Raw genomic sequence first — 13,991 nt, 5'->3', positions numbered from 1 at the left:
TCAAGAGCCCCCCGTCATCCCCGGGACCGTTCAGACCATGATTGAGACTCGACCCCGAAAGAGGGATTGACGCACAGTGCTCGACGTCAACTTCTTCGACGAGCTGCGGATCGGCCTTGCCACCGCGGACGACATCCGAACCTGGTCGCACGGCGAGGTCAAGAAGCCGGAGACCATCAACTACCGCACCCTCAAGCCCGAGAAGGACGGACTCTTCTGCGAGAAGATCTTCGGTCCGACCCGGGACTGGGAGTGCTACTGCGGCAAGTACAAGCGTGTCCGCTTCAAGGGCATCATCTGTGAGCGCTGTGGCGTCGAGGTCACGCGCGCCAAGGTGCGTCGTGAGCGGATGGGCCACATCGAGCTTGCCGCTCCCGTCACCCACATCTGGTACTTCAAGGGCGTCCCGTCGCGCCTCGGCTACCTGCTGGACCTCGCGCCGAAGGACCTCGAGAAGGTCATCTACTTCGCCGCGTACATGATCACGTTCGTGGACGACGAGCGCCGCACCCGCGACCTCCCGTCGCTGGAGGCCCACGTCTCCGTCGAGCGCCAGCAGATCGAGAACCGCCGTGACGCGGACCTCGAAGGCCGTGCCAAGAAGCTCGAGACCGACCTGGCCGAGCTCGAGGCCGAGGGCGCCAAGGCCGACGTGCGCCGCAAGGTGCGCGAAGGCGCCGAGCGCGAGATGAAGCAGCTCCGTGACCGCGCCCAGCGCGAGATCGACCGCCTCGACGAGGTGTGGAACCGCTTCAAGAACCTCAAGGTCCAGGACCTCGAGGGCGACGAGCTGCTCTACCGCGAGCTGCGCGACCGCTTCGGTACGTACTTCGACGGTTCGATGGGTGCCGCGGCGCTGCAGAAGCGCCTGGAGTCCTTCGACCTGGAGGAGGAGGCCGAGCGCCTCCGCGAGATCATCCGTACCGGCAAGGGCCAGAAGAAGACCCGTGCGCTCAAGCGCCTCAAGGTCGTCTCCGCGTTCCTGCAGACCAGCAACAGCCCCAAGGGCATGGTGCTCGACTGCGTGCCGGTCATCCCGCCGGACCTCCGTCCGATGGTGCAGCTGGACGGTGGCCGCTTCGCGACCTCCGACCTGAACGACCTGTACCGCCGCGTGATCAACCGCAACAACCGCCTGAAGCGCCTCCTCGACCTCGGTGCCCCCGAGATCATCGTGAACAACGAGAAGCGCATGCTTCAGGAGGCCGTCGACGCGCTGTTCGACAACGGCCGTCGCGGCCGTCCGGTCACCGGTCCGGGCAACCGCCCGCTGAAGTCCCTGAGCGACATGCTCAAGGGCAAGCAGGGTCGATTCCGTCAGAACCTCCTCGGCAAGCGCGTGGACTACTCCGCGCGTTCCGTGATCGTCGTCGGTCCGCAGCTGAAGCTGCACCAGTGTGGTCTGCCCAAGGCCATGGCGCTGGAGCTCTTCAAGCCGTTCGTGATGAAGCGCCTGGTCGACCTGAACCACGCGCAGAACATCAAGTCGGCGAAGCGCATGGTCGAGCGCGGCCGCACGGTCGTGTACGACGTGCTCGAAGAGGTCATCGCCGAGCACCCGGTTCTCCTGAACCGTGCGCCCACGCTGCACCGCCTCGGCATCCAGGCCTTCGAGCCCCAGCTGGTCGAAGGCAAGGCCATCCAGATCCACCCGCTCGTCTGCACCGCGTTCAACGCGGACTTCGACGGTGACCAGATGGCCGTGCACCTGCCGCTCTCCGCGGAGGCGCAGGCCGAGGCCCGCATCCTGATGCTGTCCTCGAACAACATCCTCAAGCCGGCCGACGGCCGTCCGGTCACGATGCCGACCCAGGACATGGTCCTCGGTCTGTTCTTCCTGACCACCGACGGTGAGCTCCGTGACACCAAGGGCGAGGGCCGCGCGTTCGGCTCCACGGCCGAGGCGATCATGGCGTTCGACGCCGGCGAGCTCGCGCTGCAGTCGTCCGTCGACATCCGCTTCCCGGTGGGCACCATCCCGCCGCGCGGCTGGGTGCCGCCGGTCGCCGAAGAGGGCGAGCAGGAGTTCCAGCCGGGCGACAGCTTCCGTCTGAAGACCTCGCTGGGCCGTGCGCTCTTCAACGAGCTGCTGCCCGAGGACTACCCGTTCGTCGACTACTCGGTGGGCAAGAAGCAGCTCTCCGAGATCGTCAACGACCTCGCGGAGCGCTACCCCAAGGTCATCGTGGCGGCGACGCTCGACAACCTGAAGGCGGCCGGCTTCCACTGGGCGACCCGTTCGGGCGTCACCGTGGCCATCTCCGACGTCGTCGTGCCCGAGGCCAAGAAGGCCATCGTCGCGGGCTACGAGGCGATGGACGAGAAGGTCCAGAAGCAGTACGAGCGCGGTCTGATCACCAAGGACGAGCGCACGCAGGAGCTCATCGCGATCTGGACCAAGGCGACCAACGAGGTTGCCGAGGCGATGAACGCGAACTTCCCCAAGACGAACCCCATCTTCATGATGGTTGACTCGGGTGCCCGAGGAAACATGATGCAGATGCGACAGATCGCCGGTATGCGTGGTCTGGTGTCGAACGCGAAGAACGAGACCATCCCGCGTCCGATCAAGGCGTCCTTCCGTGAGGGCCTCACCGTTCTGGAGTACTTCATCTCCACGCACGGTGCCCGTAAGGGTCTGGCGGACACCGCCCTGCGTACCGCCGACTCGGGTTACCTGACCCGTCGTCTGGTGGACGTCTCGCAGGACGTGATCATCCGCGAGGAGGACTGCGGCACCGAGCGCGGCCTGAAGCTGAAGATCGCCGTTCGCGGCGAGGACGGCGTGCTGCGCAAGGCCGACGACGTCGAGACGTCCGTCTACGCCCGCATGCTGGCCGAGGACGTCGTCATCGACGGCAAGGTCATCGCGCCGGCCAACGTCGACCTCGGTGACGTCCTGATCGACGCCCTGGTCGCCAACGGCGTCGAGGAGGTCAAGACCCGCTCGGTCCTGACCTGTGAGTCCGCGGTCGGCACCTGTGCCTTCTGCTACGGACGCTCGCTCGCCACCGGCAAGCTGGTCGACATCGGTGAGGCGGTCGGCATCATCGCCGCCCAGTCCATCGGTGAGCCCGGTACCCAGCTGACGATGCGTACCTTCCACACCGGTGGTGTGGCCGGTGACGACATCACGCAGGGTCTGCCGCGTGTCGTCGAGCTCTTCGAGGCCCGTACCCCGAAGGGTGTCGCCCCGATCTCCGAGGCCGCCGGCCGCGTGCGGATCGAGGAGACCGAGAAGACGAAGAAGATCGTCATCACGCCCGACGACGGCAGTGACGAGACGGCGTTCCCGATCTCGAAGCGCGCCAAGGTCATCGTGCACGAGGGTGACCACGTCGAGGTGGGCCAGAAGCTCACCGCGGGTGCCACCAACCCGCACGACGTGCTGCGCATCCTCGGCCAGCGTGCCGTCCAGGTCCACCTGGTCGGCGAAGTCCAGAAGGTCTACAACTCGCAGGGCGTGTCGATCCACGACAAGCACATCGAGATCATCATCCGGCAGATGCTCCGCCGCGTGACGATCATCGAGTCCGGCGACGCGGAGCTCCTGCCGGGCGAGCTCGTCGAGCGCTCGAAGTTCGAGACCGAGAACCGTCGCGTGGTCACCGAGGGCGGTCACCCCGCCTCCGGCCGTCCGCAGCTGATGGGTATCACCAAGGCCTCGCTGGCGACGGAATCCTGGCTGTCGGCCGCCTCCTTCCAGGAGACGACCCGAGTCCTGACGGATGCGGCGATCAACGCCAAGTCCGACAGCCTCATCGGCCTCAAGGAGAACGTCATCATCGGTAAGCTCATCCCGGCCGGTACGGGCCTCGCCCGCTACCGCAACATCCGGGTCGAGCCCACCGAGGAAGCGAAGGCAGCGATGTACTCGGCCGTCGGCTACGACGACATCGACTACTCGCCCTTCGGCACCGGCTCCGGCCAGGCTGTCCCGCTGGAGGACTACGACTACGGCCCGTACAACGGCTGAGTCGGACACGAGCAGTAACCGCAGGGCGGTCACCCGAGAGGGTGGCCGCCCTGCGGCGTTTCCCGGTTCAGGTACGGCTGGAGATGGTGGATGCGGGTCCGGTGGTCGGGATGGCTGGACAGCAGACGGTCGAGCAGCCGGCTCTCTCCGGCCTCCTTCCCCTCCTCGCGCAGCGATCGGTGCAGCAGCTCGGCCAACATCGGGGCGAAGCCGAGGCCCGCGGCGTGCGCGTCGGCGCGCAACTCGGCCCGGCGACCGACCGCGGCGGCCAGCCAGGGGAGGGCGAGCAGGAGCAGGGGGAGCCCGTAAGTCGCGGCCAGGGTGCGGTACGTGAGGTAGCCGGTCACAGCGGTGATCACGAGGACGGTGGTGGGTGAGAAGGTGCGGGCGGCCCGTAATCGCACGCGGGACAGTGCTCGCCAGGCGGCCCGCGCCGGGAGTCCGTACCACTGGCCGAGCAGCCCTGCCCAGGCGTGCCCACCGGTGTGGTGGCCCAGCTCGTGGGCGAGTACGGCAGCCAGCTGCGATCGGGGCAGCCGCTCCAGGGCGTTCCGGGTGACCCCCACGATGTGCCCGGCGGCTGCGAGCGCGTTGAGCTCGTCGCTGTCCTCGATCCACAGCTGATAGCGGCTGCCGTCCACCCCCGCACGCGCGGTGACCTCACGCCACACCGGGTCGAGGACGGCCAGTTCGTGGGGGAGCGGTCGGTGCAGCCGCAGCAGATGCCGGGCGATGCGCTCTTCGGTCGACCGGTGGAAGACGAGCGCGCCGGACCCGGCCCAGAGTGCGACCGCGGCCCAGGCGGACAGGCCGGTCCAGGCCTCTAGGGCGAGAGCCGCGGCTGCCACCAGCGCGAGGCTGAGCAGGTAGCCGGGCAGGTGCAGTGCGATCCGCAGCCATGCGGTGAGGTCGAGGCGGCGATGGCGGGCCCGGTAAGTGACCCGGGTGCCCGGGGCGTGGTGATAGACGAGGTCCTCGGCAGGGCCGGGGTCCGGTGCGGGGTCGGATATCGGGTCCATGCGGTCCTCCGGTCAGCCGATCAGCAAGGCCGTGGGCAGCAGAAGCACGCCCGCGCAGAAGGCGAGCAGTCCGGTGCGGATCCACTGGTGCTTGCGGACGGCGATCCGGCTGTTCGCCGCTAGAGCCGCCCGCAGCGCGGCGTCAGGGTTCTCGTCGGTGGCGGCAAGGGCTTCCGAGAGCCGTCCCTGGCGGTCCGCGGAACGTATGTCCCCGAAGTACGAGAGCGGAGCCCCGGTCTGCCAATCGGTGCTGAGCGAGCGGGGCAGAACGGCCAGGAGCAGCGCGGGCAGGGCCATCGCGAGGGCCGTCGCCCCGGCCCACCACGCGGCCTGTCCCGGTGCCGACAGCAGGCCGGGCCGCCAGTCGCGTCCGGCGAGCTGGGTGCTGAGTACTCCTGCGGTCATCCCGAAGGCGCCGACCAGCAAGGCGGCCTTGCTGTCGGCCCGGGCGATCTCGACCCGGAGGTCGGTGAGCAGCCGCGCGGCGGCCTCGTCGCCGTACCCGCTCATCGGTGGCCGCCGTCTTGGCCGTCCGGGACGGCCGGCCCCACGGGGGGCGGTTCGCGAGGGACGAACTGACCGAGAATGCCGTGGGCGGCGCTGATCGAGAGCCGCCTGATCGCCTCCAGTTCGAAGGGCTCCGCCCCGCCCTTGTCGAGGACCGCCTTCACCAGGTCCAACTGCGCCGTGAGCTGGCTCCTGTGGTCCTCGGTGAGGGCGGTCATCGCTTCCTTCGAGTCCTCCGGGTGCTGGGCCAGGTGCATGGCCCAGGCGTCGATGCCGCCGCGGTCCAGGTACTCGCGGTAGAAGGCGATGCGTTTGGCCTCGTACTGCTGGACCTCCAGCTGGCCCCGCTTTGTCTCGACGTCCTCGGCCGTCCGGTGTTCGATGTCCTGGAGGCGGCGCGCGTGCTCGATGTTCAGGGCGTCCCGGCGCACCCTGACGGTCCATTCGGCGCGCAGTCCGGCGTCCTCGCCGAGCGGTCCGCGCTTTGGGACGGCGCTCAGGACCGCGGATTCGGCGGCGTCGCTCGCCGAGATGGGGAACTGGCGGGTCACCGGGCGGGCGGCGCGCTCAAGCGTGCCGAGCAGTAATCGGGGCACATCGCGATGACCGCTGCGGACGAACAGCGCCGGATCGGCGACCTGCCAGTCGATTTCCACAGTGACCTCGAACTCGTGGGCGTCGTCGCTGCTGGGCAGCAGGATCCGCGTGCGGACGGGATGGATCCCCATGTCGACTTCGTAGACGGCCGTGTAGCGGCGCCGAGCCGCTCGCGGCCTGTGCGGGGGCAGGTAGGTGTCGTACGCGCCGCGTGCCGTGGAACAGACCAAGGCGTGGTCGATCCGCGTCGGCACGGTAGGGACGCGGCCGAAGCGGCCCAGCTGGCGAACGGTGAGGACCGGGTCTATGAGCAGTGCGTCGCGGTCGGCGTGCTGGTCCCAGTCGGGGGCACGGAGCAGTGGGTTCTCCATCGGGGCTCCTCTCAGGCGGGCGCGAAGGCGCGCAGGCGGTTCGCGGCCGCGGGTTGCGGGCGGCCGTCGAGCCCCGGCACGGTGTCGAGCAGGTGGTCGAGGCGGGCGGACTCGCGGGCGTCGGTCACGAGGGCGGGCAACAGGGTGGCGAGGGCCCCCTCGGTTCCCGGATCCTGGTCGGCGGCCCGGACCCAGCTGTACAGGATCTCCTCGGCGCGGCGGTTGGTCTCCCGGTCGCCGAGGGCGATCCGGAGCAGCAGTGCGATCCCGTCGCCGGCGGACGTGGCGCGCGCGTACCAGGCCAGCACGGGCGGGCACGCGCCGTCGCCGGTGTGGGCGCAGGCCTCCAGGAACCCGTTCAGTGCGAGGGCGCGGGTGGAGGTGTGATCTGCGAAGGTGCGGACCAGTTCCCGCAGGACGGTGTCGGCTGCGTGCGAGAGCAGGAGCAGGGCGACGGAGTGGGGGAGTTCCGCACTGATCCGATGGTCGGGCTTTTCCAGGCCGTCTTGTTGACGGGCCTGGGCCCGTAGCGCCGCGAGCGTCTGCTCCGGCCGTTCGGGGCCGATCAGCCCGTGGGCACGGATGGCGACCCAGCAGCGCTTCGGGGCGGTGCTGTCGGAGCTCCAGCCGTCGATGATCCGCGGGATGTTGGGGGCCTTGAAGCGGTGGGCGAGGGTGAGGGCGCTGACGGCCGTGAGCTGCTGCCGTGGCTTCGTCGAGTCGGCCCAGCGTTCGATGACGAGGGCCATCGCGGAGGGGAGATCAGTGAGCGCCAGTACGGCCACGGTTGCGGCGGCCCTGGTGCGGACGAACGGGCGCCCGTCGACCGACAGGTCGTCGAGCCATGCGGTCAGTGCGGGCCGGGCGGCCGGGTGGCCGGTCCACACCTCTCGCAGCAGGACCGGGGCGGTCCGGTCGTCCTTGAAGCAGGCGTTGAGCTGAGGGACCGTACCCCACTCGGTCTGCACATCAGCATGGTTGAGTTCTGCCCGGGCGGCCTGGAGCCGTTTGCCGATGTGAGTCCCGAACACCGGGATGCGCTGGCCGCGTTCCGGGTCTCCAGTCCGGCGCAGGCGCTCGTAGAGCATGTCGCTGAGTTCGGCGGTCAGTGGGTAGGGGCCGCGGTCGAAGGCGGCGAGCGCGATCAGGAAGGCCTGTTCCCGCAGGAGGAGCGTGTCCTCGGATTCCTCGAACCATTCCTGGACCTGCCGCTCAAGCGCGCGCTGGGAATAATTCTCGATCTCTGCTGGGTCCGCCTGGGCAAGGACGTCCGCGTACTCCACCACCTCTCGCAACTGGTGGTCCCGGGCCAGGAACGAGGTGACGGCGCTCTGGCCGAGCAACCGCTCCGCGGTGAACTTTCCTACCCGCTGGCGCAGCAGTGTCGTGAGCACGATCCGCGCCGGTGGCGGCTTCCAGGGAGCTGGACGGACTGTGTCCTCGATGTACGGGCTGTGTCCCGTTGTGATCACCAGATAGGCGTGCTTGTCGCGCAGGCGGTCCCGGACGGCGAGCAGCTGGGTCTCGCGCAGGGGTTGGGTGCGGGTGGGCTCCATGTCGAACAGCACGTGACCACACCGCTCAACAGGGCTGAGGTCCTCCGGCTTCGCGTTGCGGTCCACGGACTGCACAGGAGCGGCGCCCACTGCGCGCAACAGCATCAGGGCCGTGGTGCGCCTGCCCGTGTGCGGGTCGCCGGTCAGGACCAGGACATGTTCGCGGCGGAGTCTCTCCACCAGGGCGCCGAAGCCGGTCCCCTCGGTCACGAAGCCGTCGGCGAGCCGCTCCAGGGTCTCCGGCGGAATCCTGCCCGAGGTAGGGGTGGACCCGTAGCCTCCGTAGTTGTAGAGGTGTACCCCGCCGCTGATGTCGCGGGCTGCGACACCGTGGTTCACACCGTCGAAGCTCATCGAGTGCGGGGCGTGGGCGTTCAGGTCACGGCGGGAGTCCCACGCTTGCTGTGTCTGCTGCTCCGCCCGCTCGGCATCCTCCGGTGTCTCTTCCTTCTCGGGTGGCTCGGGGGTCGTGCTCACGGCCGCCCGCCCCGGCCCCCGAAGGTGATGCCGCCCTGGACGTCGTTCGCGACCACCCCGTGGTTGATGCCCCGGAATTTGAGTCCTGTCCCCGTCCAGGGGGAAGGCGCGGACGCTGCCGGCCCCGCGGGGGTGGCCGGAACGGAATCCGCCGGCAGCATTCCGTGGAGCCACGCCGACAGCGGGCCGTTCTTGCTCTCCATCGTGATCCGGTGAAACCGATCAGCCGGGATCCCGGTGTGGTTGTGGCGCACGATGCCCGCGTACACCGATTCCGAGACGCAGAGTGCGAAATCGTCGGTGCTCTCCCGCAGCGCCGCACGCAAAGGGGCGCCGTCCAGCAGGCGGTAGGCCTGGTTGAGGTCGCTGCCGACCCCTTCGCCGTGTTCGTCGATGAGGACGAAGCCGGTGGCCAGGACGACGCGCAGCCGGATCTGGGCCGAGTCCGCGGCCAACCGGTTCACCGAGCGCAGTTCGGCGGGCACCGTGCTGAGCAAGGTGCTGAGCAGAGTCGTGAGCGGAGCCGAGGAGTCGATCAGCTCCGTGATCGCGTCCCCGCGGTCGGCGCGTCGCCGCAGGTGCTGGTCGACCCCGGCGGCCAGCAGGGTGCGGTCGACGATGCGGTACAGCATGCGGCGCAGGTAGTCCTGCTGCACGTCGTCGCGGTCGCTGAAGCGTTCGGTGTCGACGAGGAGCATCGAGTACGGGAGGGGATACGCCGGGCGCGGGTTCGTTGTCATGGGAGGAGCGTGGGGCAGGCCGGGCCGTCGGCGTGAGGTCGGATGACGCACCCGGAGTGTGACCGTGTGCACTGAAGGCAACGGGCAGCCGGGCAGCCGTGGCGTCGAAGCTCAAACCGTTGGCGGCTGAGACCGGGCGATTCGGCGGAGCACGTCCGGCCGCACGATCACCAGCGCCCGGCGGCCGGTGCTGACTACTCCGCGATCGCGGAGGTCCTTGAGCTGACGCTGGACCATCTCGCGCGAGGCGCCGACGGCACCCGCCAGTTCCTGCTTGGTCAGGGGTACGGCCACCTCCACGCCTTCGTCGGTGCGCCGGCCGTGGATCTGCGCCAGGTCGAGCAGCAGCACGGCGAGGCGCTCGCGCACGCTCAGCGAGGCGAACTCCAGGTTGCGCCGGTCCGACGCCCGGTTCCGGTCGGAGGCGAGGGCGGCGAGCTGGAAGGAGACCTCCGGGTTGCGGCCGAGGAAGGCGCGGAAGCTCTCGTGCTCGATGACCACCGCGCGGACGCGTTCGAGCGCGGTGACGGTCGCGGAGCGTGGGCGGCGGGTGAGGGCCGCAGATTCGCCGATGATGTCGCCGGGACCGCGTAGGGCGAGCAGGGCCTGGTAGCCGTTCGCGTGCGCGGCGGTGACCTTGGTCCAGCCATGCAGCACCAGCAGTACGTGAGCCGTGGGCTCGTCCTGGTGGAGCAGGGTGGCGCGGGGCGGGTAGGCCACCTCGCGGCCGAGCGCCCGTAACGCCGCGCTGTCAGCGCCCTCCAGCCGCGCGAGGAAGGGGACACGGTCGTCCAGCCCGCCGTCGCCCCTTGTGACATGTGTGTCCGGAACCATCTGCCGTTGCCCCCCGCCCCCGGTGATCAGGGCGGTCAATGTACTGAACACCGGGTTCGGGAGGTTCCGGAACGCCAGGATTAGCCGACGCGGGCCGCCCGCCGGCGGCGCAGGCCCGTGACCGTGACCGCCGTGAGGGTCAGGAGGGCGAGGGCGGCGGCGGCCAGGCCGGGGGTGAGGCCCTTCGGGGTGAAGGTGCAGGAGACCTTGTCGGTCCCTGCGGGGACGTCCGTGGCGACCAGGCCGTGGAAGCTCTTCACCGGTGCCGTGCACTGCCAGCCCGGCACGTCGGTCATGGCGAAGACCGCCGTGCCCGTGGCGCCCCTCGGGAGGGTGGCCTCGATGGAGTGGCCGCCGGCGGTGACGCGGGTGGCGCCGGTGGACCTCAGGGAGGTGATGGCCGTGCCCAGGGCGGCGCGGTCCAGGCAGCCGATGGGGTGTTCGCCCGCCGTCGCGTCCTTGGTCTGCGTACGGACCGCCACCGCGACCTCGCCGTCAGCGGGGGCCTGGCCCAGGCTGACCACGCCCGTCATCCGGTCTTCGAGGGGCTTGTGGGTGCCGCCGGAGGCGAGGGTGCCGTAGAGCTCGGGAGAGAACCAGTAGACCTCGGAGCCCGGGGTGCACCGGGCGGCGTACGTCTGCTCGGTGGCGGTGCCCCCGCGGGTGACCTGCGGGACCTGGTAGACGGTGGCGCCGAGGAGGTTCTCCTGGCGGGCGTAGACGCTGTCGGCCGGGTGGGGTGAGGTGTAGGCCCCGGTGCGGACGGTGACCAGCGGGGGAGCGGGGAACTTCTCGTGCGTCCAGGTGTTCGGAGCGGACCCCGGACGGACCCGTGCGCCGATCGAGAAGATCGCGTCGAGCACCGGGTTGTCGGCGCCGAAGAAGGTCCGGCCGTCGTTCTTGAACCCGTAGCCGAGGGGCTCCAAGGCCCGGTACGTGGCCTCCGGGAGGTAGCTGCTGTAGTACTGCGGGCCCTCCGCGCGCAGGGCCAGGGCGTCGTTGTACGAGCTCTGCGGCGCGCCCGAGTCGGTCCGGTAGGCCGGCCAGCCGTCCACCCGCCGGACGGCGTCGAAGTGCGCGTCGATCGAGCTGTTCGAGGTGGCGACCGGCTTCGCCCAGCGCTCCCGGCTGCGGCGCGCGTCCGCGCCTGCGGCCGCCACCGCGGATTCCGCGAAGACCACGCCGACCATGAGGACGGCGGCCACCGGGATCAGGTACCGCCGCTTCTCGCCCAGTGCGAGGAGGACCAGGGCCAGCAGGGAGACGCCCCCGCCCAGCAGCACCGCCGGCCAGGTCCAGCCGCCGAAGTCGTTGGTGTGGCGCAGTACGAAGGTGGCCGCCACCAGCAGGGCGGCCGTCAGCGCCAGGTGCAGCGGGCGCGGGCGGTGGGCCAGGGCCAGCCAGGCCAGGACCACCACCATGCCGCTGAAGACGAAGGCCTCGCGGTACGGATTGCCGTTCGGCACCGCCAGCCCGTGCCAGACGTACTGGGTCGGCGGGAACTGGAACGAGGCGACGACGAGAAGCGTCGCCGCCGCCCACACCAGGCGGGTCCGGCGGGCGATGGCGGCGTTGAAGAGGAACGATCCGGCGAGGATCAGGCCCAGCGAGGCCACGTACAGCCGCGGCCGGCCGCCCCACAGGTGCGTGGCCGGGAGCATCCCGGCCAGGAAGAGCTCGATCCGCACGGGCTCGAAGGCGCCGGCCTGGGTGGGCTGGGCGGAGCCGCTGGAGAGGAACGAGGGCAGCAGGAGCGGAAGGGTCAGCAGGATGCCCGTACCGGCCGCCGTCGAGGCCCGCCACAGGGCGCGCAGCCGCTGCCGGCCGGTCATGTCCCGGGTGATCAGGCGGATGGCGAGCAGTACGCAGGCGGCCATCGTGGCCATCATCGCGGTGTAGAAGTTGCCGAACCAGGCGAGCGCGACGAACAGCGCCACGCCCGGCCAGCGGCGCTCCTCCAGGCACCACTCCACCGCGATGCCGAGCAGGGGGAGCGCGACCAGGCCCCACAGCCACATCGGGATGTACGAGGCGTCGCTGAGAGCCCAGCCGCAAAGCCCGTAGCAGGCGCCGAGGACCGCGCGCTGCCACCAGGGGCCGGGATGCAGCTTGCCGAGGTAGACCGTCATGACGGCGGCGGCGGTGCCCATCGTGATCGGGGTGATCGCGAAGACGGCGAGGTCGACGTGGGCCCGCGGGACCAGGACGGCCAGCCAGGAGAACGGGTTCCCGAGGTACGTGTAGTAGTCGGACAGGAACTGCTGGCCGAAGCCGCCGCGCCAGGTGAAGAGCACGTCGCCGGCGGCCTGCCCGTGCACGAGGTCCCACAGCGCGCGGTGGAAGGGCACGTACTGGTTGGCCTGGTCGTTGATGGCCCGGCCGGTGTTGCCGAAGGGGTAGGTGCCGCGGGCGACCCAGGCCGAGCAGAACGCGGCCGAGGTGATCAGGAACGCCAGCAGGGGCCCGTACGGCCGGGCGCGCAGGCGGTCCGGCAGGCGGCCGAGCCGGGGGTGCCGGCGGCGGGGCGACGGGAGGACCGGACCGTCCGTCGCCGTCGTCTCCGAGGTGACCGTCCGCAATGTCCCGCTCCCTGATTGCTCGTGGATGTCCGTGCCGTTCGGGATGAATCAGCTGAATCGGCTGGATCAAGTGAATCGCTGGGGCAGTTTAGTTCTCACGGCCGGCCGCCCCGCCCGCTTCCGCTTGGCACGCCTTTACCACATGCGCGAGTCGGCGGCGCCACGGACGGGCCTCACCCAAGCGGCACATGACCGGCGGCGATGTTCCGGATGCCCCGCGCGGGCCTTTGTTTTGACCGGATGGGATGCGGTAGGTACGCTCAGACCTTGTGCCTGGGGTGTGCCTGGGCTCCTGTGCGTGTCCATCAACCGCATGAGAGCCGGATCAGCCACCGCGATCCATGCGTTTCCGTGCTTGCGCGGAGCTCCGCCGGATCCGACACACCCGACCGCGTGGGTCGGCAAAGTTCCAGGTTAGCTTCACTACACGGCACACAGAAACCGGAGAAGTAGTGCCTACGATCCAGCAGCTGGTCCGTAAGGGCCGGCAGGACAAGGTCGAGAAGACGAAGACGCCCGCGCTTGAGGCTTCGCCCCAGCGCCGCGGCGTCTGCACGCGTGTGTTCACGACCACCCCGAAGAAGCCGAACTCGGCGCTCCGTAAGGTCGCGCGTGTGCGTCTGACCTCCGGCATCGAGGTCACCGCTTACATTCCGGGTGAGGGACACAACCTGCAGGAGCACTCGATCGTGCTCGTGCGTGGTGGCCGTGTGAAGGACCTGCCGGGTGTTCGTTACAAGATCATCCGCGGTGCGCTTGACACCCAGGCTGTCAAGAACCGCAAGCAGGCCCGCAGCCGCTACGGCGCCAAGAAGGAGAAGTAAGAATGCCTCGTAAGGGCCCCGCCCCGAAGCGCCCGGTCATCATCGACCCGGTCTACGCATCTCCTCTGGTGACGTCGCTCATCAACAAGATCCTCCTGAACGGCAAGCGCTCCACCGCCGAGCGCATCGTTTACGGCGCCATGGAAGGCCTCCGCGAGAAGACCGGCAACGACCCGGTCATCACGCTGAAGCGCGCGCTGGAGAACGTCAAGCCGTCCCTCGAGGTCAAGTCCCGCCGTGTCGGTGGCGCGACCTACCAGGTTCCCGTCGAGGTCAAGCCGGGTCGCCAGTCGACCCTGGCTCTCCGCTGGCTCGTGGGTTACTCCCGCGCCCGCCGCGAGAAGACCATGACCGAGCGCCTGATGAACGAGCTTCTCGACGCCTCGAACGGCCTCGGTGCGGCCGTCAAGAAGCGCGAGGACACGCACAAGATGGCCGAGTCCAACAAGGCCTTCGCGCACTACCGCTGGTAGTCCCAACCCACATCGAGACCGAGAGAAGACTGAGCCGA

Annotated in this window: 10 protein-coding genes; 3 read left to right on the top strand and 7 right to left on the bottom strand. The window is 69.6% G+C overall.

Going from position 1 to position 13,991, the window contains the following annotated elements:
• Positions 1-76: 76 nt before the first annotated feature.
• Positions 77-3,976, top strand: a complete 3,900-nt coding sequence (locus tag ACIBAD_RS08280) for a DNA-directed RNA polymerase subunit beta' (RefSeq protein ID WP_030154672.1) — start codon at positions 77-79, stop codon at positions 3,974-3,976.
• Between the two features lie 29 nt (positions 3,977-4,005).
• Here ACIBAD_RS08280 and ACIBAD_RS08275 read toward each other — a convergent pair whose 3' ends face one another.
• The 7 genes from ACIBAD_RS08275 to ACIBAD_RS08245 all read right to left on the bottom strand — a co-directional run bounded on the left by ACIBAD_RS08275 (position 4,006) and on the right by ACIBAD_RS08245 (position 12,656).
• Positions 4,006-4,995: a M48 family metalloprotease gene (locus tag ACIBAD_RS08275; protein ID WP_398905316.1), complete on the bottom strand. Its 990-nt coding sequence runs from the start codon at positions 4,993-4,995 to the stop codon at positions 4,006-4,008.
• Between the two features lie 12 nt (positions 4,996-5,007).
• Positions 5,008-5,505 carry a Pycsar system effector family protein gene (locus ACIBAD_RS08270; RefSeq protein WP_398905314.1) on the bottom strand — a complete coding sequence of 166 codons (498 nt, stop codon included), beginning with the start codon at positions 5,503-5,505 and terminating at the stop codon, positions 5,008-5,010.
• Positions 5,502-6,470, bottom strand: coding sequence for a hypothetical protein (locus ACIBAD_RS08265; RefSeq protein WP_398905312.1), 969 nt, complete (start codon positions 6,468-6,470; stop codon positions 5,502-5,504). The genes ACIBAD_RS08270 and ACIBAD_RS08265 overlap by 4 nt, the downstream gene beginning before the upstream one ends.
• 11 nt (positions 6,471-6,481) lie before the next feature.
• Positions 6,482-8,503: a hypothetical protein gene (locus ACIBAD_RS08260; protein ID WP_398905310.1), complete on the bottom strand. Its 2,022-nt coding sequence runs from the start codon at positions 8,501-8,503 to the stop codon at positions 6,482-6,484.
• The gene (locus tag ACIBAD_RS08255; protein ID WP_398905308.1) at positions 8,500-9,243 is read right to left on the bottom strand and encodes a hypothetical protein; all 744 of its coding nucleotides are present in this window, start codon (positions 9,241-9,243) and stop codon (positions 8,500-8,502) included. Before ACIBAD_RS08255 ends, ACIBAD_RS08260 begins: the two co-directional genes overlap by 4 nt.
• A 111-nt stretch (positions 9,244-9,354) precedes the next feature.
• Positions 9,355-10,077, bottom strand: coding sequence for a Crp/Fnr family transcriptional regulator (locus tag ACIBAD_RS08250; RefSeq protein WP_398905306.1), 723 nt, complete (start codon positions 10,075-10,077; stop codon positions 9,355-9,357).
• 80 nt (positions 10,078-10,157) lie between these two features.
• The gene (locus ACIBAD_RS08245) at positions 10,158-12,656 is read right to left on the bottom strand and encodes a YfhO family protein (RefSeq protein ID WP_398905304.1); all 2,499 of its coding nucleotides are present in this window, start codon (positions 12,654-12,656) and stop codon (positions 10,158-10,160) included.
• 452 nt (positions 12,657-13,108) lie between these two features.
• On the opposite strand from ACIBAD_RS08245, the gene rpsL reads away from it, so the two are divergent.
• Positions 13,109-13,480: a 30S ribosomal protein S12 gene (gene rpsL, locus ACIBAD_RS08240; protein ID WP_007265893.1), complete on the top strand. Its 372-nt coding sequence runs from the start codon at positions 13,109-13,111 to the stop codon at positions 13,478-13,480.
• Positions 13,481-13,482: 2 nt separating this feature from the next.
• On the top strand, positions 13,483-13,953 hold the full coding sequence (gene rpsG, locus ACIBAD_RS08235; protein ID WP_007265894.1) for a 30S ribosomal protein S7: 471 nt from the start codon (positions 13,483-13,485) through the stop codon (positions 13,951-13,953).
• The last annotated feature ends 38 nt before the right edge of the window (positions 13,954-13,991 follow it).

It is taken from the genome of Streptomyces sp. NPDC051109 (assembly GCF_044455885.1).
GTDB lineage: Bacteria > Actinomycetota > Actinomycetes > Streptomycetales > Streptomycetaceae > Streptomyces.
Note: the sequence above shows the minus strand (reverse complement) of the source record. Positions and strands in the feature narration are given on the sequence as shown.

Excerpts from the sequence above, each read along its gene's own strand:
- ACIBAD_RS08255 (WP_398905308.1), bottom strand. The coding sequence starts at position 9,243 with ATGACAACGAACCCGCGCCCGGCGTATCCCCTCCCGTACTCGATGCTC.
- rpsG (WP_007265894.1), top strand. The coding sequence starts at position 13,483 with ATGCCTCGTAAGGGCCCCGCCCCGAAGCGCCCGGTCATCATCGACCCG.
- ACIBAD_RS08265 (WP_398905312.1), bottom strand. The coding sequence starts at position 6,470 with ATGGAGAACCCACTGCTCCGTGCCCCCGACTGGGACCAGCACGCCGAC.
- ACIBAD_RS08270 (WP_398905314.1), bottom strand. The coding sequence starts at position 5,505 with ATGAGCGGGTACGGCGACGAGGCCGCCGCGCGGCTGCTCACCGACCTC.
- ACIBAD_RS08250 (WP_398905306.1), bottom strand. The coding sequence starts at position 10,077 with ATGGTTCCGGACACACATGTCACAAGGGGCGACGGCGGGCTGGACGAC.
- ACIBAD_RS08275 (WP_398905316.1), bottom strand. The coding sequence starts at position 4,995 with ATGGACCCGATATCCGACCCCGCACCGGACCCCGGCCCTGCCGAGGAC.